The sequence below is a fragment of the Paraburkholderia bannensis genome, assembly GCF_014200455.1.
Classification (GTDB): Bacteria; Pseudomonadota; Gammaproteobacteria; order Burkholderiales; family Burkholderiaceae; genus Paraburkholderia; species Paraburkholderia bannensis_A.
Genome location: NZ_JACHBW010000004.1, coordinates 385,932 through 408,449 on the forward strand (window position 1 = coordinate 385,932; position 22,518 = coordinate 408,449).

General features: G+C 62.7%; 17 protein-coding genes and 1 pseudogene. 6 read left to right on the forward strand and 12 right to left on the reverse strand.

Annotated elements, in window-relative coordinates; genetic code table 11:
• The first annotated feature begins 579 nt into the window (after window positions 1-579).
• On the forward strand, window positions 580-900 hold the full coding sequence (flhD, locus tag F4827_RS09665) for a flagellar transcriptional regulator FlhD (protein ID WP_183732050.1): 321 nt from the start codon (window positions 580-582) through the stop codon (window positions 898-900).
• Between the two features lie 10 nt (window positions 901-910).
• Window positions 911-1,513, forward strand: a complete 603-nt coding sequence (gene flhC / locus F4827_RS09670) for a flagellar transcriptional regulator FlhC (RefSeq protein WP_183732047.1) — start codon at window positions 911-913, stop codon at window positions 1,511-1,513.
• Window positions 1,514-1,647: 134 nt separating this feature from the next.
• Here flhC and F4827_RS09675 read toward each other — a convergent pair whose 3' ends face one another.
• From F4827_RS09675 to F4827_RS09700, 6 genes are all read right to left on the reverse strand, one after another.
• Window positions 1,648-2,973, reverse strand: coding sequence for an Nramp family divalent metal transporter (locus tag F4827_RS09675; protein WP_183732044.1), 1,326 nt, complete (start codon window positions 2,971-2,973; stop codon window positions 1,648-1,650).
• A gap of 74 nt (window positions 2,974-3,047) precedes the next feature.
• Window positions 3,048-4,259, reverse strand: coding sequence for an acyl-CoA dehydrogenase family protein (locus tag F4827_RS09680; protein WP_183732041.1), 1,212 nt, complete (start codon window positions 4,257-4,259; stop codon window positions 3,048-3,050).
• Between the two features lie 175 nt (window positions 4,260-4,434).
• On the reverse strand, window positions 4,435-5,988 hold the full coding sequence (locus tag F4827_RS09685; protein WP_183732136.1) for an efflux transporter outer membrane subunit: 1,554 nt from the start codon (window positions 5,986-5,988) through the stop codon (window positions 4,435-4,437).
• Window positions 5,989-6,030: 42 nt separating this feature from the next.
• Complete coding sequence (locus F4827_RS09690) at window positions 6,031-9,216, reverse strand: efflux RND transporter permease subunit (protein WP_183732038.1); 3,186 nt, start codon at window positions 9,214-9,216, stop codon at window positions 6,031-6,033.
• A 95-nt stretch (window positions 9,217-9,311) separates the two neighbouring features.
• Window positions 9,312-10,532, reverse strand: coding sequence for an efflux RND transporter periplasmic adaptor subunit (locus F4827_RS09695; RefSeq protein ID WP_183732035.1), 1,221 nt, complete (start codon window positions 10,530-10,532; stop codon window positions 9,312-9,314).
• Between the two features lie 95 nt (window positions 10,533-10,627).
• A complete protein-coding gene (locus tag F4827_RS09700) occupies window positions 10,628-11,551 on the reverse strand; it encodes an alpha/beta hydrolase (RefSeq protein WP_183732033.1) in 924 nt (307 codons plus the stop codon).
• A gap of 188 nt (window positions 11,552-11,739) precedes the next feature.
• Here F4827_RS09700 and F4827_RS09705 point away from each other — a divergent pair, with 188 nt between their 5' ends.
• Both F4827_RS09705 and F4827_RS09710 read left to right on the forward strand, forming a co-directional pair.
• Window positions 11,740-12,744 (forward strand): LysR family transcriptional regulator, encoded by a 1,005-nt coding sequence (locus tag F4827_RS09705; protein WP_183732031.1) that lies wholly within the window; start codon window positions 11,740-11,742, stop codon window positions 12,742-12,744.
• 259 nt (window positions 12,745-13,003) lie between these two features.
• Window positions 13,004-13,366, forward strand: coding sequence for a DUF4148 domain-containing protein (locus F4827_RS09710; RefSeq protein ID WP_183732029.1), 363 nt, complete (start codon window positions 13,004-13,006; stop codon window positions 13,364-13,366).
• Window positions 13,367-13,595: 229 nt separating this feature from the next.
• On the opposite strand, the gene F4827_RS09715 is transcribed toward F4827_RS09710, so the two are convergent.
• The 5 genes from F4827_RS09715 to F4827_RS09735 all read right to left on the reverse strand — a co-directional run bounded on the left by F4827_RS09715 (window position 13,596) and on the right by F4827_RS09735 (window position 19,095).
• Window positions 13,596-14,984, reverse strand: a complete 1,389-nt coding sequence (locus F4827_RS09715) for a YadA family autotransporter adhesin (RefSeq protein ID WP_409258778.1) — start codon at window positions 14,982-14,984, stop codon at window positions 13,596-13,598.
• A gap of 223 nt (window positions 14,985-15,207) precedes the next feature.
• Window positions 15,208-16,113 carry a cation diffusion facilitator family transporter gene (locus F4827_RS09720; RefSeq protein WP_183732025.1) on the reverse strand — a complete coding sequence of 302 codons (906 nt, stop codon included), beginning with the start codon at window positions 16,111-16,113 and terminating at the stop codon, window positions 15,208-15,210.
• A complete protein-coding gene (gene selD, locus F4827_RS09725; protein ID WP_183732022.1) occupies window positions 16,110-17,204 on the reverse strand; it encodes a selenide, water dikinase SelD in 1,095 nt (364 codons plus the stop codon). The genes F4827_RS09720 and selD overlap by 4 nt, the downstream gene beginning before the upstream one ends.
• An 83-nt stretch (window positions 17,205-17,287) precedes the next feature.
• Window positions 17,288-18,061 carry an alpha/beta fold hydrolase gene (locus tag F4827_RS09730; RefSeq protein WP_183732019.1) on the reverse strand — a complete coding sequence of 258 codons (774 nt, stop codon included), beginning with the start codon at window positions 18,059-18,061 and terminating at the stop codon, window positions 17,288-17,290.
• On the reverse strand, window positions 18,058-19,095 hold the full coding sequence (locus tag F4827_RS09735; protein WP_183732017.1) for a M14 family zinc carboxypeptidase: 1,038 nt from the start codon (window positions 19,093-19,095) through the stop codon (window positions 18,058-18,060). The genes F4827_RS09730 and F4827_RS09735 overlap by 4 nt, the downstream gene beginning before the upstream one ends.
• Window positions 19,096-20,474: 1,379 nt before the next feature.
• On the opposite strand from F4827_RS09735, the pseudogene F4827_RS35945 reads away from it, so the two are divergent.
• A pseudogene (locus tag F4827_RS35945) lies at window positions 20,475-20,582 on the forward strand (H-NS family nucleoid-associated regulatory protein); the annotation flags it as partial.
• 395 nt (window positions 20,583-20,977) lie between these two features.
• Here the strand turns inward: F4827_RS35945 and F4827_RS09740 are convergent.
• Window positions 20,978-21,943 (reverse strand): GlxA family transcriptional regulator, encoded by a 966-nt coding sequence (locus F4827_RS09740; protein WP_183732014.1) that lies wholly within the window; start codon window positions 21,941-21,943, stop codon window positions 20,978-20,980.
• A gap of 113 nt (window positions 21,944-22,056) precedes the next feature.
• Here F4827_RS09740 and F4827_RS09745 point away from each other — a divergent pair, with 113 nt between their 5' ends.
• The gene (locus F4827_RS09745) at window positions 22,057-22,518 is read left to right on the forward strand and encodes an SDR family NAD(P)-dependent oxidoreductase (protein WP_183732011.1); all 462 of its coding nucleotides are present in this window, start codon (window positions 22,057-22,059) and stop codon (window positions 22,516-22,518) included.

Genomic DNA, 22,518 nt, shown 5'->3' on the forward strand with positions numbered 1-22,518 from the left:
TCTGTTGTTTTCATGCGAATTACATATACGCGTAAACCAGCACCGGTAAAAAGCGCGTCAAGGCGCCGCAGTTGTATCTGCTCTGTCACAACTTGACAAAGCCAGTTACACAGGGTCGAAACACTAGTTACAGATTAATCCTCATATGTATTAACAAAACACTGGGTACTTCTTACCTGTCAACTTAATTCCTTTCAAAGCGTTTATTCGGCATATCCGGCGCAGCAGTCTTTTCCGATTCGTTGCGCATGCATCGACAACACCCTGAAAACCCTTATTTCAAGGGCTTTTCGACTTACCGCCCCAGCCCGTAAGGCTTTGCTGGCGACTGTCACAGAAGTGACTTCAATCTACAGAAAAAATTACCGAAATTATTTGTAACAGCCGGATTATTTTTTTGTGGAGGGATTGATTTCTGAGATTAGTCCTCATACAATTCGCTCCAACGTGTTACGAGTTGTAACACGTTGTATCAAAGAGTCAGGCGCCACCGTGAATGAGTGGACCGACGCTAGAGCCAGAAAAGTTACAACGGCAGCAAATGCCGGGGGGTTAATCGGGGCTTCGGAAAAGAGAGAAATGGACCGCAGCAGCGAGACGCTGGATTCAATCCGCGAAATTAATTTGTCGTACCTGATGCTCGCACAGCGGATGCTGCGCGAGGACAAGCCGGTCGGGATGTTCCGACTGGGTCTGTCGTCGGAACTGGCTGATCTGCTCGCCGGTCTGTCGCTCGCACAGATCGTCAAGCTGGCCGCTTCCGACCAGCTTCTTTGTCTTTTCCGCTTCGACGACCATGCCATGTTGACTGCGCTCACGCAGACCACGCGGCATACCGACGTAGCGGCCACTCACGCGGCGATCCTGCTTGCAGGTCAGCCGGCTGTGCAATTCGCCTGAGGGACGGGTCATGACGACGAACCGCCGCAGCCTCACCGAAGACGCGCAGGAAGTTTTCCGCGCGATCGCGCTGATCGAGCTGGGTGCACGGATGCAGGTGCTGGAGAGCGAGCTTTCGCTGTCCCGCGACCGCATGATCCGTCTGTACCGCGAGATCCGCGGCGTGTCGCCGCCCAAGGGTATGTTGCCGTTCTCGGCGGACTGGTACATGACGTGGCTGGCCAACATCCACGCCTCGTTGTTCTACAACACGTACCTGTTCCTCAAGAACGAAGCGCGTTGCTCGCATCTCGACGCGCTTACCAAGGGGTTCCGGCTGTATCTGGAACACTGCCGCCACAGCGGGACCGAGCCGGTGCTCGATCTCACGCGTGCGTGGACCCTGGTGCGGTTTTTTGATGCCGATATTCTGCAGATGACGCCTTGCTGCCGTTGTGGCGGTAAGTTCGTCGCGCACAGACACGACCTGCAACACAACGTCGTGTGTGGTGCATGCCAGCCGCCATCGCGCGCCGGCAAGACGAAGAAGGCGGCTGCAGCGCGACGGGGCGCAGAGCAGACCGAGAGCAACCTTCCGGTGGAAACGCCGGACGGCATTGCCGAGGCTGCATAAGCGCAGGAGAGCCAAGATCCGGAAAACCGGACGCAGCAGCAGTAAAGACTAGACGCGAAGCCGTCCGGTGCGCCACAGCGCGCCGGACGGCGAAGCGCATTTAAGCACGCAGCGCGCTTCACCGCCCTCCCGTTTCAATTCCCCGCAAAGGTCTGCCAGACCAGCCAAAGGTTCGCCGCCGTGATCACGGCGAAGAGCAGCCATGCGATCAGCCGCGTCGGCAGCCGGTTCGCGAACTTGCCCATCAACGCACGATCGTTCGTCATGCGGATGAGCGGCCAGAGCGCAAACGGCAGTTGCAGGCTCAGCACCACCTGGCTTGCCACCAGCAGCTTGCCCACCGCGCCATTGCCCAGCCACCACACGCCGATAAAGGCCGGAATCAGCGCCAGTACGCGCGTGATGAGCCGCCGCTGATAGCAGGGGATCTTCATGCGCAGGAAGCCTTCCATGATGACCTGGCCAGCCACCGTGCCCGTGAACGTCGAGCTTTGCCCCGAGGCCAGCAGCGTGACGGCGAACAGCACGGCAGCCGCGCCGCTGCCGACGATCGGCGCGAGCAGTTTGTAGGCGTCCTCGATTTCGGTGACGCCGGTGTGGCCCGTCGCGTGAAAGGCCGCAGCCGCAAGAATCAGGATCGCCGCGTTGATGAGCAGCGCGAGCACCAGCGACACAATCGTATCGATGCGCGACAGACCGATGGCCTGGCCGATGCCGGCTTCGTCGCGCTTCACGGCGCGCGTCTGCACGATCGACGAATGCAGGTAGAGGTTGTGCGGCATCACCGTGGCGCCCAGGATGCCGATGGCGAGGTACAGCGGCTCCTGCGAGGCGATCGCGTGCCACGACGGCACCGCGCCCGCGAACACCGAATGCCAGTGCGGCTTCACCAGCGCCAGTTCGATCACGTAACCCAGCCCGATGGTGGCGATCAGGCCCGCCATGATCGCTTCGAGCGTGCGGAAGTTCTTGCCCTTGAGCCCGAGCACGATGAGGGTGTCGAACGCGGTGAGCACGATGCCCCACATCAGCGAGCAGCCCAACAGCAGATGGAACGCGAGCGCGCCGCCCAGCACTTCGGCGAGATCGCAGGCGATGATGGCGAGTTCGGCCAGCGCCCATTGACCCAGCACGATGGGTTTGCCGTAGCGCTCGCGCGACAGTTCGGCGAGATCGCGGCCGGTGACGATGCCCAGACGCATCGCCAGACATTGCAGCGCCATCGCCGCGAGACTGGAGAGCACCACCACGAACAGCAGGTTGTAACCGTACTTCGAGCCGGCCTCGATATCGGTGGCCCAGTTGCCGGGGTCCATGTAACCGATCGACACCAGCAGACCGGGACCCGCGAATTGCAGAAGCTTCTTCCAGAACGGCGCGCGCGGCGAGACCGCCACGCTGCCTTGTACTTCGGAAGGACAAAACGGCGCCGTCGCCGTGGTCGGTAATCTGAACTCCAACGGTGCGATCCTCGAAGGGGTGAAGTGCGCGCGGCGTGTGCCCGGGTGGTGACTTTGAGCGCGCGTTCGGTCCCTCAAGTGTACAGCGTCGGCTCCGGCAGCTCTCGTGTGAGCGTGTAGCGGCCCACGTCGCGCAAACGGTAGTCGAGCGGGTCGTGCAGCGTGTGCACGCGTGCGTTGCGCCAGAAGCGGTCGAGTGCGAGCGCGGCGTGGGTGGCGCGCGCGCCGCAGGCGTCGAACAACTGCTCGCCCGCGTCGAGCGCCGCACGATGGGCGACGATCTTCGCCTCCGAAACCGCCAGCGAAACTTCCGCGCGCGTCGCGGCATCGAGCGCATCGCCTTGTTCCCAGGCGGCGTCGAGAATCGCGGCGGCGCGATCGGCCAGCACGGCGGCGGAGAGCGCCTTGATACGCATCTCGCCGAAACGCTGCTGGAGGTAGGGATCGTCCGCGGCGCGCTGCACGCCCGAGTTGACCCACGGCCGACCATTGGCCAGCACGTAGTCGCGCGCCTCTTCCAGCGCCCCTTGCGCGATCCCCACGAACAGATTCGTCAGCACGAGTTGCGACACCAGCGTGCGCAGCGAAGCGCGCGGCGTATCGGGCCGGTGCAGCACTTCGGCGGCGTGCACTTCCACCGCGTCGAACGACACCGTGCCGCTGTCCGTTTGACGCTGGCCGATGGGGTCCCAGTCGTCGTGTACGGTAATGCCCGCACGCGTGGTCGGCACAACCGCGAACACGGGGTTGCCGGTGACGGGATCCTGCGCGCTCACGGTCATCATCTGCGAACCCGCGGTGCCGGAACAGAAGCCTTTCTTGCCGTGCAGACGCCAGCCGCCCTTCCCGTGCGTATCGTCGGCCTGTGCGATCAGGCGCGTATCGAGCGGATTCACGGCGTTGCCCCACCACCAGCGCTGTTCGACCGTCCCGTGCAGCCAGTTCGCGCGCTGCGCGGCGCTGCCCCACAGATCGACGGTCACCACCTGCAAGAACTGGAAACCGAGCAAATGCGCCAGCGCGCTATCGACGCGCGCGATCGTGCGGATAGTTTCGTAGAGCTTGCCCCAGCGCGTGCCGTCGCGGCCAAAGCGGCCGCCGAACTCATGCGGCACCGCGAGCGCAAGCAGCCCCGCATCGGCGATCAACTGCTTTTCGGCGGCGGCGTGGCCGCCTGCCAGATCGCGGCGCGCGGCGCTCGCGCGCAAGGTGTCGAGCAGCGTGGCGAGACCTGCTTCGCCGGGTTGTTGCGCCGCGTGCGTCTGCGGCGGCCGTGGATCGTTCATGCCAGGTTCCCGAATGAGTTGCGCGGCGCTGGAGCGCGCCATCCGCTCCAGCTTCGATCGAACGATGATAGTGGCGCGGGTCCGGGCAGGCTACGAATCGTTTACGCAAATGAAATCGCGGCTGGCGATATGCGCTTGCATACCGGCCAGCCGCGCGGGCGCAGAAAAACCGCGATCAGCGCGACGCGAGCGGCGCGGGCGGCGGCGCGCCGTCGGGCTGCGCAGCGGGCTTCGCATCGCCCCAGCCGCCACCCAGCGCACGAATCAGGTTGACGGTCGCCACGGCCTGCGAGCCCTCCAGATGGCTCGCCTGCAACTGCGAGACCAGCACCGAACGTTCGCTATCGATCACATTCAGATAACTCACCTCGCCCTCCTCGTACTGCGTGCGCGACAGATGGGCGGCGCGCTGCGACGCGTTCACAGCGTCGTTCTGCGCGCGGATCTGATCGTCGAGCAGCCGCAGATCGGAGAGGTTGTCCTCCACTTCGCGGAAAGCCACCAGCACCTGCTGGCGATACTGCGCGACATCCTCGTCGTACTTCGCACGCGCCTGGGCCAGATTGGCCTTGCGGCGGCCGCCGTCGAACAGCGGCACCGTGAGCGCCGTGCCCGCAAGCGGCCCGAGGAAGAACGCGCGGCTCGACCACATGAACAGATCGCCCAGCGTGGTGGACTCGTAGCCGAACGCCCCCGTGATATCGAGCTTGGGGAAGAACGCCGATTTCGCCAAACCGACGCGCGCGTTGGCGGCGGCCATCGCACGCTCGGCGGCGGCGATGTCGGGGCGGCGTTCGAGCAGCGTCGACGGCAAGCCGGCCGGCACGCGCGCCGTCACCGGCACGAGCGGCGTTTGCGCGAATGTGAAGTCGGCGGGCGCCTTGCCGAGCAGGATCGCGAGACTATGCTCCGAAGCCGCACGCTGACGCGCCACGCCCACGGCATCGGCGCGCGCACTGGCGAGTTCGTTGCGCGCCTGCGAGACGTCCAGCTCGCTGATATCGCCCTCCTTGAAGCGGCGCTCGACCAGCTTGAGCGCATCTTCACGCAGCGTCACGGTCCGGCGGTACAGATCGACATCGGAATCGAACTGACGCAGCTGGAAGTAGTTCTGCGCAACATCGGCCTGAAGCGAGAGCTGCACCGACCGGAACAGCGCCTCGCTTTGCTGCGCATCCGAACGCGCCGCATTCACGTTCGAGCTGACGCGGCCGAACAGATCGGCTTCGTAGCTCGCCGTCCCTTGTGCGCGCCAGAGCGTCTGCGTTGGCACCTGGGTGTTCTGCGGCAGATATTGCGAAGCCGGCGAAGCATGCTCGTAGGTCGGCCCGAAGCCCGCATCGATCGACGGGAACCACGACGCGCGCGCCGCCTGGGTCACCGCCCGCGCCTGCTGCACACGTGCGGCGGCGGCCTTCAGGTCCTGGTTGGCGGCCTGCGCCTGCTCTTCGAGCTGGTTGAGCGTCGGGTCGCCGAACACGGTCCACCACTGGCCGCGATGCGCGTCGTCGGCGGGCTGCGCGGGCGTCCACGAACCCGTGTCGTGCGGGCCCAGCGGCTGCGCCGTCTGCTGCTGCGTCTGGTCCGTTTGCAGCGGCGCTTCCTTGAAGGCCTTCGGCACGCCCGCATCGGGCACCTTGTAGGTCGGCTCGACCGAGCACGCCGCGAGCCAGGCGAACAGCGCCACGCCCAGCGCGAGGCGCGTGCGCCTCCACAAGGGACCGTTCATGCTTTGCGAGAATGAATAGTTAGTCATCTTGATGATTCCTTCTTACGCGTCCACCGTGCTCGGCGAATGGCGCGCATTATCCTTCTGCGCGACGTGGATCTTGCCGCCCGCGAGCGTACGCAGCACCACGTAGAACACCGGCGTGAGCAGCAGGCCGAACGCGGTCACGCCCAGCATGCCGAAGAACACCGCGATACCCATTGCATGACGCATTTCCGAACCCGCACCCGAAGACAGCACGAGCGGCACCACACCCATGATGAACGCGATCGACGTCATCAGAATCGGGCGCAGACGCAGGCGGCTCGCCTCGATGGCGGCGGACAGCGGCGTATGGCCGTCATGCTCCAGTTCGCGTGCGAACTCCACGATCAGAATCGCGTTCTTCGACGCCAGCCCCACCAGCACCATCAAGCCGATCTGCGTGAAGATATTGTTGTCGCCCTGCGTGAGCCACACACCGGTCAGCGCACACAGCACGCTCATCGGCACGATCAGGATCACCGCGAGCGGCAGCGTCAGGCTTTCGTACAGCGCAGCCAGCACGAGGAACACCAGCAGCACGCTGATCGGGAACACCCACACGCCCGCATTGCCTGCCAGCACCTGCTGATACGTGAGGTCGGTCCACTCGAACTTCACGCCGCGCGGCAGCACTTGCGCCGCAATGCGCTCCGCCGCTGCCTGCGCCTGGCCCGACGAATAACCCGGCGCCGGGCCGCCATTGATGTCAGCGGCGGTGTAGCCGTTGTAGCGCACCACCATTTCCGGGCCGTACGTGGGCGACACCGTCACCAGCGACGAGAGCGGCACCATATCGCCGGCGGCGTTACGCGTCTTCAGTTGCAGGATGTCGTCGGCTTTCTGGCGGAACGGCGCATCGGCCTGCACACGCACCTGATAGACGCGCCCGAAACGGTTGAAGTCGTTCACATACAGCGAGCCCAGGTAAATCTGCATCGTGTCGAACACATCCGTCACCGGTACGCCAAGCTGCTTGGCCTTGGTGCGATCGAGATCGACATTGAGCTGCGGCACGTTGATCTGATAGTTCGAGAACGTCGGGCCCAGTTCCTTCGTCTGCGAAGCACGCTTCACGAAGTCCTGGGTCGCGCGGTTGAGCGCTTCATAACCGAGCGCGCCATGATCCTCAAGCTGCATCTTGAAGCCGCCGAGCGTGCCGAGGCCAAGCACCGGCGGCGGCGGGAACACAGCGATAAACGAGTCCTTGATCGCGCCATACTGCTGGTTCAGCGCACCCGCAATCGCGCCCGCCGACAACGCCTTGCCCTTGCGTTCCTTGAACGGCTTGAGCGTGACGAACACGATGCCCGCGCTCGAACTATTCGTGAAGCCATTCACCGAAAGACCCGGGAACGCCACGGCGCTTTCCACGCCCGGCTGCTTGAGGGCAATCGCACTCATCTCGCGAATCACGTTTTCCGTGCGGTCGAGCGACGCGCCGTTCGGCAACTGCGTGAAGGCAATCAGATATTCCTTGTCCTGCGCAGGCACGAAGCCGCCCGGCACGATACGCGCCATCAGCACGGTGGCGCCCAGCAGCACCACATAGACCACCAGCATCGCGCCCTTACGGCGCAGCACGCCGTTCACGCCACGGCCATAGCTTTCCGAGCCGCGATGGAACACCTTGTTAAAGCGCTTGAAGAACCCGCCCAGCACACGATTCATCGCACGCGTGAGCCAGTCTTCCTTCGCATCATGACCACGCAGCAGCAGCGCCGACAATGCCGGCGAGAGCGTGAGCGAGTTGAACGCCGAGATCACCGTCGAAATGGCGATGGTCATCGCGAACTGTTTGTAGAACTGGCCCGTGAGACCGCTCATGAAGGCGAGCGGCACGAACACAGCCACCAGCGTGAGCGCGATGGCGATAATCGGCCCGCTCACTTCCTGCATGGCCTTATACGTCGCATCGCGCGCCGATAAGCCGCTTTCGATATTGCGCTCGACGTTCTCCACCACCACGATCGCGTCGTCCACCACGATGCCGATGGCCAGCACCATGCCAAACAGCGAAAGCGCGTTGATCGAGAAACCAAACGCCAGCAGCAGCGAGAAGGTGCCGACGATCGACACCGGCACGGCAATCAGCGGAATGATCGAAGCGCGCCACGTCTGCAGGAACACGATCACCACGATCACGACCAGCGCAATGGCTTCCAGCAGCGTGTGAATCACCGCCTCGATACTGGAACGCACGAACTGCGTCGGGTCATAGACGATCTTGTAGTCCACGCCTGCGGGCATATCCTGCTTGAGGTCCTTCATCGCCGCGCGCACCTGCTCGGAAATCGCGAGCGAATTCGCACCCGGCGCCTGGTTGATCGCAAGCGCCACCGCAGGTTTGTTATCCAGCAGCGAACGCAGGCCATATTCCGAGGCGGCAAGTTCGATGCGCGCGATATCGCGCAGATAGGTCACACCACCGTCGGGATTCGTCTTGACGATGATGTCGCCGAATTCGCTTTCCGTGCGCAGACGGCCGCGCGCGTTCACGTTCAGCTGCAATGGCGTGCCAGGGACGCTCGGCGATGCGCCGATCACACCGGCGGCCACCTGCACGTTCTGCTCGCGGATCGCATTGACCACGTCCTGCGCGCTGAGGTTGCGCTGCGCCACCTTCTGCGGATCGAGCCATACGCGCATGGCGTAGTCGCCCGAACCCCATAGCTGCACTTCACCGACGCCCTGGATGTTCGACAGACGATCCTTGACGTTGAGCAGCGCGTAATTGCGCAGGTACGTCATGTCGTACTGATTGTTCGGCGAGATCAGGTGGACCACCATCGTGAGCGTCGGCGAGCTCTTGATGGTCGTGATGCCCAGCCGCTGCACGTCTTCCGGCAGGCGCGGCAGCGCCTGATTCACGCGGTTCTGCACCAGCTGCGTGGCCTTGTCCGGATCGGTGCCCAGGCGAAACGTGACGGTCAGCGTGAGATTGCCGTCGCTATTGGCCTGAGACTGCATGTACAGCATGTTCTCGACGCCGTTGATCTGCTCTTCGAGCGGCGCGGCCACCGCCTCGGCAATCACTTTCGGGTTCGCGCCGGGATACTGCGCGTGGACCACCACCGAAGGCGGCACGACCTCGGGGTATTCGGAGATCGGCAACTGGAACAGTGCGATCACCCCGGCCAGCAGGATCAGCACGGACAGCACGCCCGCGAAGATCGGCCGGTCGATGAAGAATTTCGATATGTTCATGAGTCGCTCTTTTGATTCGGATGACTAACTGGATGCGAAGGTCGCGCAGGCAGCGCACCTCGACTACGACTGCGCTGCCTGCCGGTTGCCGCGACTCAGGAAGCCTTGGCGTTCTTTGCCTGGGAAGGCGTCGCCATGGCCGACGCAGCGTCGCCGTCGGGGTCGCCGTTCATCGGCACGATATGCGAGCGCACGGCTTCGCCCGGCCGCACGCGCTGCGTGCCGTTCACCACGACGTTATCGCCCTCTTTGAGGCCATCCACGATCACGCGCAGATTGCCCTGCTGGCCCGCGATCTGCACATTGCGATAGGCCACCTTGCCCGCGCCGTCCACCACGTAGACGTATTTCTTGTCCTGATCCGTGCCGATGGCCGCTTCGTCCACCAGCAGCGCCGGATGCGGCGCGCTGCCGCTCACCTTGATGCGCGCGTACAGACCCGGAACCAGCGCGCCATCGGCGTTGTCGAAGCGCGCGCGCACGCGGATCGTCCCCGACGACGTATCCAGCCGGTTATCGACCGATTCGATCGTGCCCGAGCGCGAATAACCCGTTTCGTTGGCCAGTCCCAGATCCACCGGCACCTTCGAGCCATCTTTCATATGGCCGATATAGTCGAGGTAGGTCTGCTCGTCCGCATCGAATTCGGCGTAGATCGGCGAGACGGACACCAGCGTCGTGAGCGGCGGCGCGCTCGCACCGGCCGACACCACGTTGCCCACGGTGATTTCCGCGCGCGAGACGCGGCCCGATACCGGCGCGACGATGCGCGTGAAGCCCAGGTTGATCTGCGCGGCTTCGAGCGCCGCCTGTGCGGCCTTCAGGTTCGCGCTGGCTTCACGCGCGGCGTTCTGTTTCTCGTCGTAATCGCGCTTCGCGATGGCGTTATCGCCAATCAGGCGCTGCGCACGCTCCCAGTCGCTCTGCGCGTACCCCGTGCGCGCCTGCGCGGCGGCAACCTGCGCGGCGGCCTGATCGACCGCGGCCTGATACGGACGCGGATCGATCACGAACAGCGTGTCGCCCTTCTTCACGAGCGCGCCGTCGCGGAAATTCACCGAGACGATCGTGCCCGAGACCTGCGGACGCACATCGACCTTTTCGATAGCCGCGAGACGGCCCGAATAGGTCTGCCAGTCGGTGATATTGCGCTTCACCACGGCAGCGACGTCCACTTCAGGCGCGGGCGGCGCTTCGGCGGCAACAGCGGTGTGCGTGTTCAGGCGCATCGCGCCCAGGGTGCCGAGTCCCGCGACGACGAGAACGGCGACCACCGCGAGCGCGATGCGCGTACGGGAATGCGAGTTGAGTGACATGGCGGGCTCCAGGATAGTGAGTGGTTTTTGTTGGTTGGATACGATCTTCGGCGCGCGTAACTAACACGGAAAAAGCAGACGAAAAAAAGCGCCTGCTATGAATGCGTGCCGGCTTCGAAACAGCAGCGGAAAAAGCGCACCGCTTCGGCGAGCGCATCCTGATGCGCGCCAATCTGCGCGTGAGAGACGCTCGGGTATCGCATCACATGCGTGCGCACGCCCGCTTCGATCAGGCGCGCGGCGTATTTCTCCGCTTCAATATGCAGTACGTCGTTTTGCGCGGTAACGATAAAAGTAGGCGGCAATCCCGCCAGCCGCGTGCACTCCAACGGTGCGGCATACGGGTGCATGCGCTGCGCCGCTTCGGGCAGATAAGCGCGATAGCAGGCCGCGCATTCGCTCGCGGAAATATCGGAGGCAAGGCGCGCTTCGTCGCCCAGACGCGTGAGGCTGGGGTCGAGCATCGGCGCGAACAATGCCTGCGCCGCGAGTTTCACGTCGCCGCGATCCCGTCCGATAAAAGCGAGTACGTTGGCGATCTGGCCGCCCGCGTCGTGCCCTGCGGCGACGATGCGTTTCGCGCTGCCGCCAAACGCGCGGGCCCGCGTGAGCACCCACAGCGCCGCGCGGTGCGCATCTTCAGGCGCAGTCGGAAACGGAAACTGCGGCGCGAGCGAGTAGCCCACGGAAACCACCAGCGCCGGTAAGTGTTTTGCGAAAAAACGGCTCGCGGCTTCGCCGTCGTCGAGCGCGCCGCGCACAAAACCGCCGCCGTGAAAATAAAGCAGCACCGGCAGATTGCTCGCGCCCTGCGGACGATAAAGCCGCAGCACGATATCCTGCGCGTGACCGGCGATCGTCACTTCGCTTACGTCGATTGCCGGCACGGCACGGGCTTTAGGCGCGGGCGCGGCGGACAGACGGCGCGCGCCCGGCTCTGCGGGCACGACTTCCGGGGCCGCGTCAGTTTCAGCCTGAGCGGCAATCGTCCACGGCGTCGAGCGTTTAAATGCATCCATGTCGAAACGGCGCAAAGCGCGAAAGTAAGTTTGAATGGTGCGAATTGTGGGTTCGGCAGACTTGCAAATAAATGCCTATAATCCGGCAACACAATTCGGCGCACCTGAACAATGTGTTTCCTTTAGTCGCCTCGCGCGCATCATCGAGCGCCGTGGGACGTGCGTCCGATGACTTTTGGAGAGTGGCAATGGATCGCCTTCAGGCCATGCAGGTGTTCACCCGTGTCGTGGACACCAACAGTTTCACCCGCGCCGCCGAAACGCTCGACATGCCGCGCGCCTCGGTCACGACGATCATCCAGAATCTCGAAGCGTTTCTTGGCGTGCGCCTCATGCACCGCACCACGCGCCGCCTCTCGCTCACGCCGGACGGCGCGGCGTATTACGAGCGCTGCGTGCGCATTCTTGCGGATGTCGAAGAAACCGAGACCACATTCCAGGATCGCAACCGCAAACCGCACGGCAAGCTGCGCATCGATATGCCGGGCTCGATCGGCCGGCTGATCGTGATTCCGTCGCTGTGCGAATTCCATACGCGCTATCCGGATATCGATCTGCAACTGGGTTTGACGGACCGCCCCGTCGACCTGCTGCAGGAGGGCGTGGATTGCGTGGTACGTGTGGGCGCGCTGCAGGATTCGTCGCTTGTCGCACGTCGCATCGGTCTGTTCGAAGGCGTCTCGTGCGCCGCGCCGTCCTACCTGGAACGCCACGGCACGCCGAACACGCTCGAAGAACTGGCAGAGCACCGCGCCGTGAATTATTTTTCGAGCCGCACGGGCCGCGTGATCGACTGGGCGTTTCTGGTCGACGGCAAGGAAGTCGAGGTCAAGATCAAGAGCATGGTGTCGGTGAACGACGCGGACGCCTATGTAACGTGCGGCATCGAAGGCTTTGGCCTGATCCAGGCGCCGCGCTACATGGTGCTGCCGCATCTGAAATCAGGCCAGCTGATCGAAGTGCTGCCCGACTTCAAGCCGCTGCCGATGCCTATTTCAGCGGTCTATCCGCATAGCCGCCATCTTTCCCCGAAGGTGCGCGTATTCGTGGACTGGATCGCGGAAGTGTTCGACCGTTGCCCGCTGCTTTCGGGCCGTGGTTCGCTCGACAAGACCTGCACGATGCGCACGATGGAGGAGCGCGAATCGGCGCCGAATCTGGAAACGCCGGTGATTACGGAGTGGGCGGCCTAAAGATTCTCAGTCGGCCTCTCAAAGCTCGACCGGGGATCTGACCCCGCTCAATCGCGCGCCGTGCAAGGATTTGCCGGCGCGCGATTGTATTTGTGCCTGCGCATCTAAGCGGCTCGAAATCCGATTGTTCCGGAATTTCGACAATTGCTTTCGCGTTCGTGCCGTTTATCGCACGCGCTCATTTGCCTACATTTGCACCTGTCGCCGCAGCGCCCGATTCAAACATCGACGCAAAAGGCATCCAAAACAGGAGCAGATCATGAAACGCACTCTCGCAAGCACCCTCGGCGCCACGCTTATCGTCACGCTGGCCGCCAGCGCATCGGCATTCGCAGGCGGCATCGGCCGCGCTGGGACGTACGGTCCGCAAGGCGATACGCAGCCGGCCACGCAAACCACGGCGCAAGTCGAGCAGGTACAGAGCGTGGATAACAGCGCACCGAAGACCCGCGCGCAGGTGAAGGCGGAAATCGTCGAGGCATATCGCAACGGCACCTTGCCCGCGCTGAACAAGACGAGCTATCCCAACCAGAGCCTGATCGGCCGTACGCAAGCCGAACGTATCGCGCTACAGGAAAACCGCGCCAACGAGACGACCCGCGTCGCACGCGCTGGCGAATAAACGGCGAATCAACATCTCGCCGATTGATTGAATCGATCAATCACTTCGATAAGGATAGCGAATCATGACTCCGCAATCGTCTGAACTCGACACCTGGGACAACACCACGCCTGTGTGGACGCCGTTCCGTCATTGAGCGCCACGAATTGACAAAGCCCGGCAAGTCTACGAGAGATTGCCGGGCCTTTGTCATGCGGCGATAAAACCTATCGCTGCCATGCCTTGACGTTTACCACTGGTAGCCGCCGCCAATGGTCACGCCGGTGTTGCCCTGGCTGCTGGAACTGGCCGCGAGTTTGCCGACCCACTTGTTGTTTTCCGAGACATAGGAGATGCCCAGTGCAGCGCCAGTCTGGCCACCGATATGCGAAGTGCCTGCCGCGACCATGGTCTTGCCGGGTGCGGTCGGTTGTGGCAGACCCGCGATGGCCATTGCCGCAGCCGCCGCGCCGAACGCCTGGCGTTGCACATCGCCGACCTGCTGCTGCACGCCCGCAATCCGCGCGTCCGTATAGCTCTGCGAACTGGATTGCATCGCGTTGAGCTGGTCGACGTTCACGGCGTCCGTGCCAGCGGTACCAGCAGCGACGTTGGTGATCTGACGCTCGTTACCCGCCGAACCCACCGATACCGTGTTGTCGCGATCCGCGACCGAGTTCGCGCCCAACGCGACCGAGTTCGCACCGCTCGCGACAGCGTTCGGACCAACCGCCGTGGCGTGCGCCCCGCTGGCAACAGCGGCTTCCGTGGCGCGATCGCCATTGGCAGCGACGAACGGATTCGATGCGCTGGCCGCTTCTTGCGAGATCGCGGAAATGGCGTCGTTCATCTGGCCGACGTTGACTGCATCAGTATCGGCCGTGCCAGCTGCTACGTTATGCAGCGCGACCGGCGAGGACGCGCCTGCGCCACCGAGGGTCACCGAATCGTGTGCCGACGAGTCGTAAGACACCGCATCGGCCGCTGAGGCCTGCAGGCTCTTGATTGCATCGCTATTTGCCGCGGTGCGGCCATCGAGGTTCGAGAGCGCGGCACCGGCATTGTTGAAGGTCTGGCCGCCAATCGCATATTGCGGTGCAGAAATGGAGCCGTCCGCGTTGACAGTCGATCCACCACCCAACGCACTGGCGGTCGAACTGGCGAGGCCGAACAGTTGAGAACCGTTTACCGCTTGTTTGCTTGCCGCATTAACGATTGCGGGAGCCACGCCGTCAATCGTCACGCCACCGGCGCCGATATCCTGGAACGAAAGATACGATTTGCCGCCCGTCGTCGCGTTCTTGAGCATGAACTGGATCTGGTTGTTGCTCATCACCATCGCGGCGTCACCGCTATCGCCCATTACCGCATAATCGTCGGCGTTGACGTTCGAGAAAATGGTGGTCGGCGACCAGGGGCAGCTAACCGAACTGAGTCCACCAGTGGAATAGTCGGTAAAGGCACTCGCGTCTTTCAGGCAGAGATCGGTGGCGGAAGCCAGCATCGGCACCGCGAGAGTTGTACAGCCAGCGGCTGCGAGCAGGATATGCACGAGACGGCTCGGAGTGAACGTTTTATGGCTTCGGGTCTTTTTCATGGTTACAAGAAGTTCTTGACGGTTTATGACTTTCTTTAGCATTCCTCACATAAAAGAAAACGAATCTTTAATTTCCAGAGGACAGCTATTGGATAAAAAACGTGCGTATAGAGATTCTTCAAGCATCGATGGATCGCTTACCCACCGTCACCTGATATATCCTTAACGCTGACGCCATTTTTTCAAAAGTCCAACCATCTAGATATCGAAATTCTTCGATTCGAACCGGGCACATCAACCGGGCGATAAACCCCGGTTGACGTGCTTACCTGTTGACGAAATCCGGCTCGAAAAACACCCAGCGCACCACGGGAAAACGCGCCTGCAGATCGGCTTCGATCTCGTTGATCGCCTCGACCATGGTGCGGCTGTGCTCGTAGTCGAGCATCTCGCATTGCACCGCCACCATCACTTCCTTGCCCCATTGCAGGGTAATCAGACTGATGATGCTTTGAATCTCAGGCCGTGCGCGCAGATACGTTTCGATGTCGCGGCGCATTTCCGGACTTGCCGATTCCCCCACGATCATCGACTTCACTTCGCGCGCGATGAACCAGGCGATCAACATCAGCAGCACGCCAATCGCAATCGAGCCGCACGCGTCCCACACGGGATTGCCCGTGATGACCGTAAGCAGCACCGCCGCAAACGCGATCGCAAGACCCGCCAGCGCGGCAATATCTTCGCCCGCCACCACCAGCAGATCGGAATCGCGCGTCTCACGCGCCCAGCGCCACAAGGATTTGGTCGGCGAGCCTTTGCGGATTTCCTTCATCGCGCCGTAAAGCGAAAACGCTTCGAGCACGACTGAAATGCCGAGCACGCCCAGCGCGACATACACGTATTGCAGCGGCTCGCGCAGAATGAGCCGATGCACGCCCTCGTACACCGAGAACGCGCCGCCCACGAAAAACAGCAGCAGCGCCACCAGCAGCGAATAAAAATTGATCGCGCGCCCCGTGCCCATGGGGTGCAGCGGCGTGGGCGCTTCGCGCGACTGGCGCAGGCCGAACAGCAGCAAAAGCTGATTGCCGCAATCGGCGGTGGAGTGAATCGCCTCGGCGAACATCGAACCGGAGCCCGTGAACGCCGCCGCGCCGAACTTGCAGACCGCGATCCCGGCATTGGCGGCCAGCGCGTAAAAAATGGCTTTGGGCGACTCTCCGCTCATACGACCTCGACGCGCACGGGAGCGTCGCCGGATTGGCCGACCATCTCGCCAATCACGCACGCCGATGCGAAACCATCCGCATGAAACAGCGCGAGCACGGCGTCGACCTCTTCCGGCGCGCAGGCGACCAGCAGGCCGCCGGAAGTCTGCGGGTCGGTCAACAGCGTGCGCGCGGTCTCGGGCAGATGCGGCGCGAGCGAGACGGCATCGCCATACGAAGCCCAATTGCGGCCCGACGCGCCGGTGTACACGCCTTGCTCGACGAACGCCTCCACGCCCGGCAGCCACGGCAGACCGGCGTACCGCAGGCGCGCCGTGAGACCCGCACCGCGCGCGATTTCCAGCGTGTGACCGAGCAGACCGAAGCCGGTCACGTCGGTCATCGCGTGCACACCTTCACGTTCGGCGAGCGGCGTGCCTGGCTTGTTGAGCATGGTGGCGGCATCGACCATCGCCTTGTAGCCCTCGGCGTCCAGCAGGTCTTTCTTGAGCGCGGCGGACAGCACGCCCACGCCCAACGGCTTGCCGAGCACCAGCACGTCGCCCGCGCGCGCGCTGGCGTTGCGCTTGACCCGCTCGGGATGCACCACGCCCAGGGCGGCGAGACCATAGATCGGCTCGACCGAGTCGATCGAATGGCCGCCCGCGACGGGAATGCCCGCCGCCGCGCAGACGTCTTCGCCGCCGCGCAGCACCTGCGCGATGACCTCATGCGGCAGCACGTTGATCGGCATGCCGACCAGCGCGAGCGCGAGGATCGGCTTGCCGCCCATCGCGTAGACGTCCGATAGCGCATTGGTCGCGGCGATGCGGCCGAAGTCGTAGGGATCGTCGACGATCGGCATGAAGAAGTCGGTGGTCGCGACGATGGCCTGCTCGTCGTTGAGCTTGTAGACGGCGGCGTCGTCGGCGGTTTCGGTGCCTACCAGCAGGTTCGGGAAAGCGGCCGTGAGCGGCGTGCTGCGCGCGAGCAACGCGGAGAGCACGCCCGGTGCGATCTTGCAGCCGCAACCGCCGCCGTGCGAAAGGCTCGTGAGGCGCGGCGCAGCCGCAGTGGGCTGGGGCGATGCCTGGCGTTCTTGATCGGTCATGTGCGCGTATGCTCCAGAAAAGGCGGAAAAAATCGTCCCCTATTATGGAGCAATCGCAAGGCGGAGCTTGCCAGGGCGGCGCGTCAGTCCGTGCCGGTGGCGTCGCTCGGGGGGCAGGCGGCGCAAACGGCATCGGCCAGCCATTGGGGGTCGTCGTGCGGCAGATCGTGCCCGGCCCACGGATGTTCGCGCTGCACCGCGCCCCACGCGCGTGCGAGCCGGGCCGAGCAGGCCGGATCGACCAGGCGGTCGGCCTGCGAGGACAGCACGAGCGTCGGGCAGCGCGGCACGCCTGTTGCCGTATAACGCGCCGCCGCCAGCAACTGCCGCAAGGCATTGGCGCGGCTCACCGGCGCACTCGCGCGGATCGCGCGCCAGAGGTCGAGATCGGCGCCGAGCGTGTCGAGGCGCGCACACGTGCGGTCATGGATCGCCGTCTCCGCGAAACAGTCGCCGCCGCTTGCGCGCCAATGCCGGGCCGCATACAGCAGCGCGGGCCACGCGCCGGGCCGCAGACGCTCGTAGAAGCGGCTATAGGGCCGCATGCTCGTGTTGATGAGCACGAGTTGCGCGATCTCGTCGGGATAGCGCTGCGCCCACGCGGTCGCGACCATGCCGCCCAGCGACATCGCCAGCACCTTGTAGGGCGCGCGCGCCGCGAGGCGCTGCACTTCGGCGCGCACGGCATCCACGTAATCTTCGACAGCCAACGGCGAGCGCTCGTGAGCGAGCGTGCCGTTGCCCGGCAGATCGACCGCCAGCACCGGGCCGCAGCGCTCAGCCAGCAGCGGCGCAAACGCGCCCCAGTGGCGAGACTCGCGCGTGAGGCCGCGCAAGAGGATCCAGGGCGCGCTCATGAGCCGGGCGCGCGCGAGTTCTGATACCAATGGCCGATCGCGCTTTGCAGCACCTGCTGGCGCGCTACGCCCTCGGGCAGCCAGCGCGCCGAAGAAAACGCCGCGCGCGTGAGGAACTCGAACAGGTTCGCGTGGCGGCGCAGAACGCGCGCGGTGCGATGCTGCATCACGGGATTGAACATGCCCTGACGCGAAAACAGCTGCCGCGGATTCTTCTTGATCCACAGCCAGGAGCCGAGTTCGAGCGTGAGCGGCAGAAACACATTGTCCGGCGGCGCGCGGTCGTAGGCGCAATCCCAGAGATCGCCGTGCAGCAGATATTGATGGCTCTGCGGCTCGAAAGCGTAACCGTGGTGCGGATGCGCCCGCTCGAACATGGTCTTGAGCACGTACATCTCCGGCAGATGGCGCATGAGTTGGCGCGTGCGTGCGTAGGGAAACCAGATACTGTCGCGCCAGCCATAGCCCGAGTGGCAATCGAGCGCGAACGCGAGCGGCCGATGCGCGAGTTCTTCGTCGACGATCTTGAGCAGCGCGCTCGCCTCGCACTCCATCGCCGCGCCGCGCCGCCCGCGATACCACGGCAGCCACGAGCCGACCCGCTGGCCGCCGGCGAGAAACGGCACGCGTTCATCGGCGTCCTGCGGGGCGTTGCGCATGAGATCGACGCCGTTCGGATTGGCGCGGGTAGCAAGCCACATGCCGCCTGGGTTGACGATGGGCATCATCACGAGCCGTACCGATTCGAGCTGGCGCATGAGCAGCTCGTCCCAGGCGAGACGCCCCACCAGAGCGCGCATGTAATCGAGCACGAGTTGCGAGCCGATACGCTCAAGGCCGTGAATGCCGCCGAAGAAACCAATAGCGGGCGCGGCCGGATCGCGCGAGCCCACCGACGCCACATAAAGCGAGAATGACCGGCCGCGCACTTCGACCTCGCCAGCGCTGCGAATGTCGAACCAGCGCGCGCCGGCATCGAGGAGCGTTTTCAGGTCCTCGTATTCCGCGAAGCTGTCGGGTAGGAAGCTATACATAACGCAATATATGTACGGGAGAACTGGCTGAAAGCCTTACCCGGCGTGGGCACGCACGCAGTCTGCCTTATGTTTGTTGCCGTTGCGCGCACAATGATGTGGCGCCACTTATTAGTTGTCGGTGATCTGCCGAACGGTGTCGGGAAGGTTTAATGTCCATGTGCGCTTCCACCGCAGTGAGCGCTCACGGACACTCACTGTAAGCGGCACGACAACAAATCGCCTTGGGCACATCCTTGCGCGGTCGGTTTAGCCTGATGATGCTAGACCGCGCGCGCTACGGCTCAGTGGCATACGCGCTCAGCCGTCGGTGATCTCATCGCTCTCACTTGCAAGCGCGAATCTGGAGAAAGAACCGAGCCCGTTGGGCAGCATAGTTCCGTCTCGGACTCCCTGCCACGCCGTCCGATGCTCAAGACGCTCTTACGAGTCACGAATGCGGGAGCGGTATAGTCTCTTATGCTTGTGCTTGCGCTCTAGCACGCCAACTCAAACCTTTGCGAGGTCATCTCTTGATTGCAGCCGACTTGCTGAGAGAGTCACGAGATCCAAATGCTTGGAGAAAGCATGCACGCGCGTTGCGCCGTTCTGGCGATGTCGTTTGGGATGATTGCGCTGACGCGCAAATGAGTTTCTGAGAGTGCTGCTGGAGGCGATCGACGAATCACGGACCGCGGCGTCGAGCTGGAATTGGACGCCGTTGCGGAAGTCTTCGAGACGTCTAAGCTTCTATATGGACTTGCCCTCGAGACTGCATTGAAAGGCTGGATAGTGGAGCACTACCCCTCCAAGATCGAGGTGCGCGTTGCCATGGATGGGGCTGGTCAAGCCACGCAAGCCGAGCTAAGGACTGTAGGCGTGCCGATTTCGAGCGGTCACAACTTGTTGGCCCTCGCAGAAGCAGCAGACCTTTTCGGCGAGAGATTTCAAACCGTTCTCGTGACCGATCACGACCGCCGTGCAGTGCGAAATATTTGCCGGGACCTAGATGCTATGAGGGAGGGTTGCGTCAGACGCGTCCATTTGCGTGTTCCTTCGGAGAAAACGAGTGTGCAAATCCCGGTTCACTCCAGTCGGGCTTATTGCCGCTGCCATCCCTCATAGCATCTAGCCTCGATAGCAAATCATCATAGGAAAAGTGACCTGCTCCCGCTCGGATTTTGCCGAGGCTAAGTTGGATCGCGTACTGAGAGGTCCAACTCTCAGTTACCCGTTGCGCACCTGCATATGAAAGCGGCGCCATGTCAGTGCCGGACATCAGCACCAGAGCCAAGCCTACGCCGGACGGTAACCGTTGAAAGCGCTACGCGCCGAACTCGGCTGCTCCAATGCTCTTTTGGCCGACGCTCGAGCTCGTGAAGTCGCCGCCGTTTTCGCGCGACTCCGCGACGGGAAAGAAGTGGTCGGGAAAAGGCGCGCGTCCGAAGTGGCTAGTTGGCAAATGCCTCGACGAATACGCGATCGACGCGCCGCAGCCACAGGCCTGATGGCCTAGCGAGGACTGACGCGCGATCCTTAAGCTCCAAAAGGCGACGCGCGAGCAAACCTTCTATAGTAAAGGCCCCACCTGATCGCGACAGTTTGCGCCCATTGCGGCCCGGTTGAATATCCGTCGTGGCAATATTGCTCGCCCCCTCCGGTACAAGCGCCAAACTACGCACCTGAGGTGCGGATAACCGACACATAATCGCCTTCTTTCGAGCAGACTGCCGGTCTCGTCCGGATCAGTTACGGCTGCCACAATAGGCGGTCGTCGGCCAGTCGCAGCGATTCAACTCCTCAGTGTGATTCGTCGACAACCCGCAGACGCTTTTCGCCGTTCCGATAGACCCTCATCAAGGAACGTAAGTGTCAAAAATGGCTATGCCATTTCCTCACCCAGCTATTCTGCTGCCTCAGACGAACCTTCGCTTCGTGCATCCCGCCTCAATGACTGTGGAGATACACCGAAACCGCGAACAAAAACCTCCCGAAGATGTCGCCTGTCGCGAAATCCCGTTTCCCGAGCGATCGTCTCCAACGAATGGCGCCCACGCTCAACCATGTTCCTTGCGACCTCGAGGCGAAGTCGCTCGATGGCTTTTGCGGGAGATTCGCCCGTCTCGGCGAGGAAAATTCGGCCGAACTGGCGAGGGCTCAAGTGCGCGGCCTTTGCCAGATCGTCGACACGCAAGGGCTTTGACAGATTTACACGTGCGTACTCCAGCGCCAACTGAATTCTGTCCGATTTCGGTGCAAGCGCCAGCATTTCAGAATGCTGCGACTGGCCACCGGATCGACGATGGTGCATGACAAGCGCACGTGCGACCGAATTGGCAAAATCCGGCCCCTGATCCTTCTCCACCATCCCTAGCGCAAGATCCATCGCCGCGGTCAGCCCAGCTGAGGTCCATATCGGGCCATCGACGATGAAGATCCGGTCAGCCTCAACTTCAGCTTCAGGCCAGCGCTCCTGCATCGCAGTTGCAAAAGCCCAGTGGGTCGTCGCGCGCCGTCCGTCGAGAAGACCAGCCTCTCCAAGGACGAATCCACCGGTGCATAGGCCTGCCGTGCGTCGCGACCGCGCTGAGGCTTCTTGGACGAATCGCAGTTCTTCAGGCGCGGTGGCTCGTCCGATCGGATTGACGATTCCGCTGACCATCCACGTGTCCGCCATCGCGGCAGAGTCCGCTGGTTGAGTAATTACGGAAACACCAAGCGATGCCTTGGTTTCACCACCTGCAAGTGAATAATTTGTGACGCTATAAATCTGTTCTCGCGCCACTACGTTAGCAATCTCGAAAACAGTTTGTGTCCCGATGGCCATAACCTGGAAGCCATCCGTTAAAAAATAACCAATTCGATGCATCACTGTCACCGCGCCATGACCGAAAACCTGATTATAAATGTCGTTGGAGAAACAAGTGATTCCCCTGGATCATAGGCTCTTATCGTCGATAGGTTTTCCAACGAGGAATAAGAATGACGGCTTCACGCGGAACTGCGGTGGTAAGCGGCGCATTGTCTGTTATTGGTGCGGCCTATGCGGATTACCTTGCAGCCAACGGTCACGACCTCATCCTGATCGATCGGGATCGCGCGAGTCTGAACGCATTCGCAGAAGAGTTGACCACCCAGACCCGACGCGCAGTTGAAGTCGTAGCCGCGGATCGACGCTCTCCCTCCGATGTCGCATTGATCGTCGAAAAGATCGATCAGGACGCCAGCGTCGTTCTGGTTGTCAGTGTCACAGACGAAGGCGTAGACAACGCATTTTCACCGGCGCAGGCCGATTCGTTGATCAAGTCCGCAGGACTTGAATGTGAAGTTTCCTCCGCCGCAGTCAGGAAATTCGCGTCGAGTGGTGGCTCGGCCAGCCTCTACCGTTCAGCCGTCGTCGTGACCAGCGCAGGTCGAATAAATGGCAGTCCCTTCCCGTTTTAA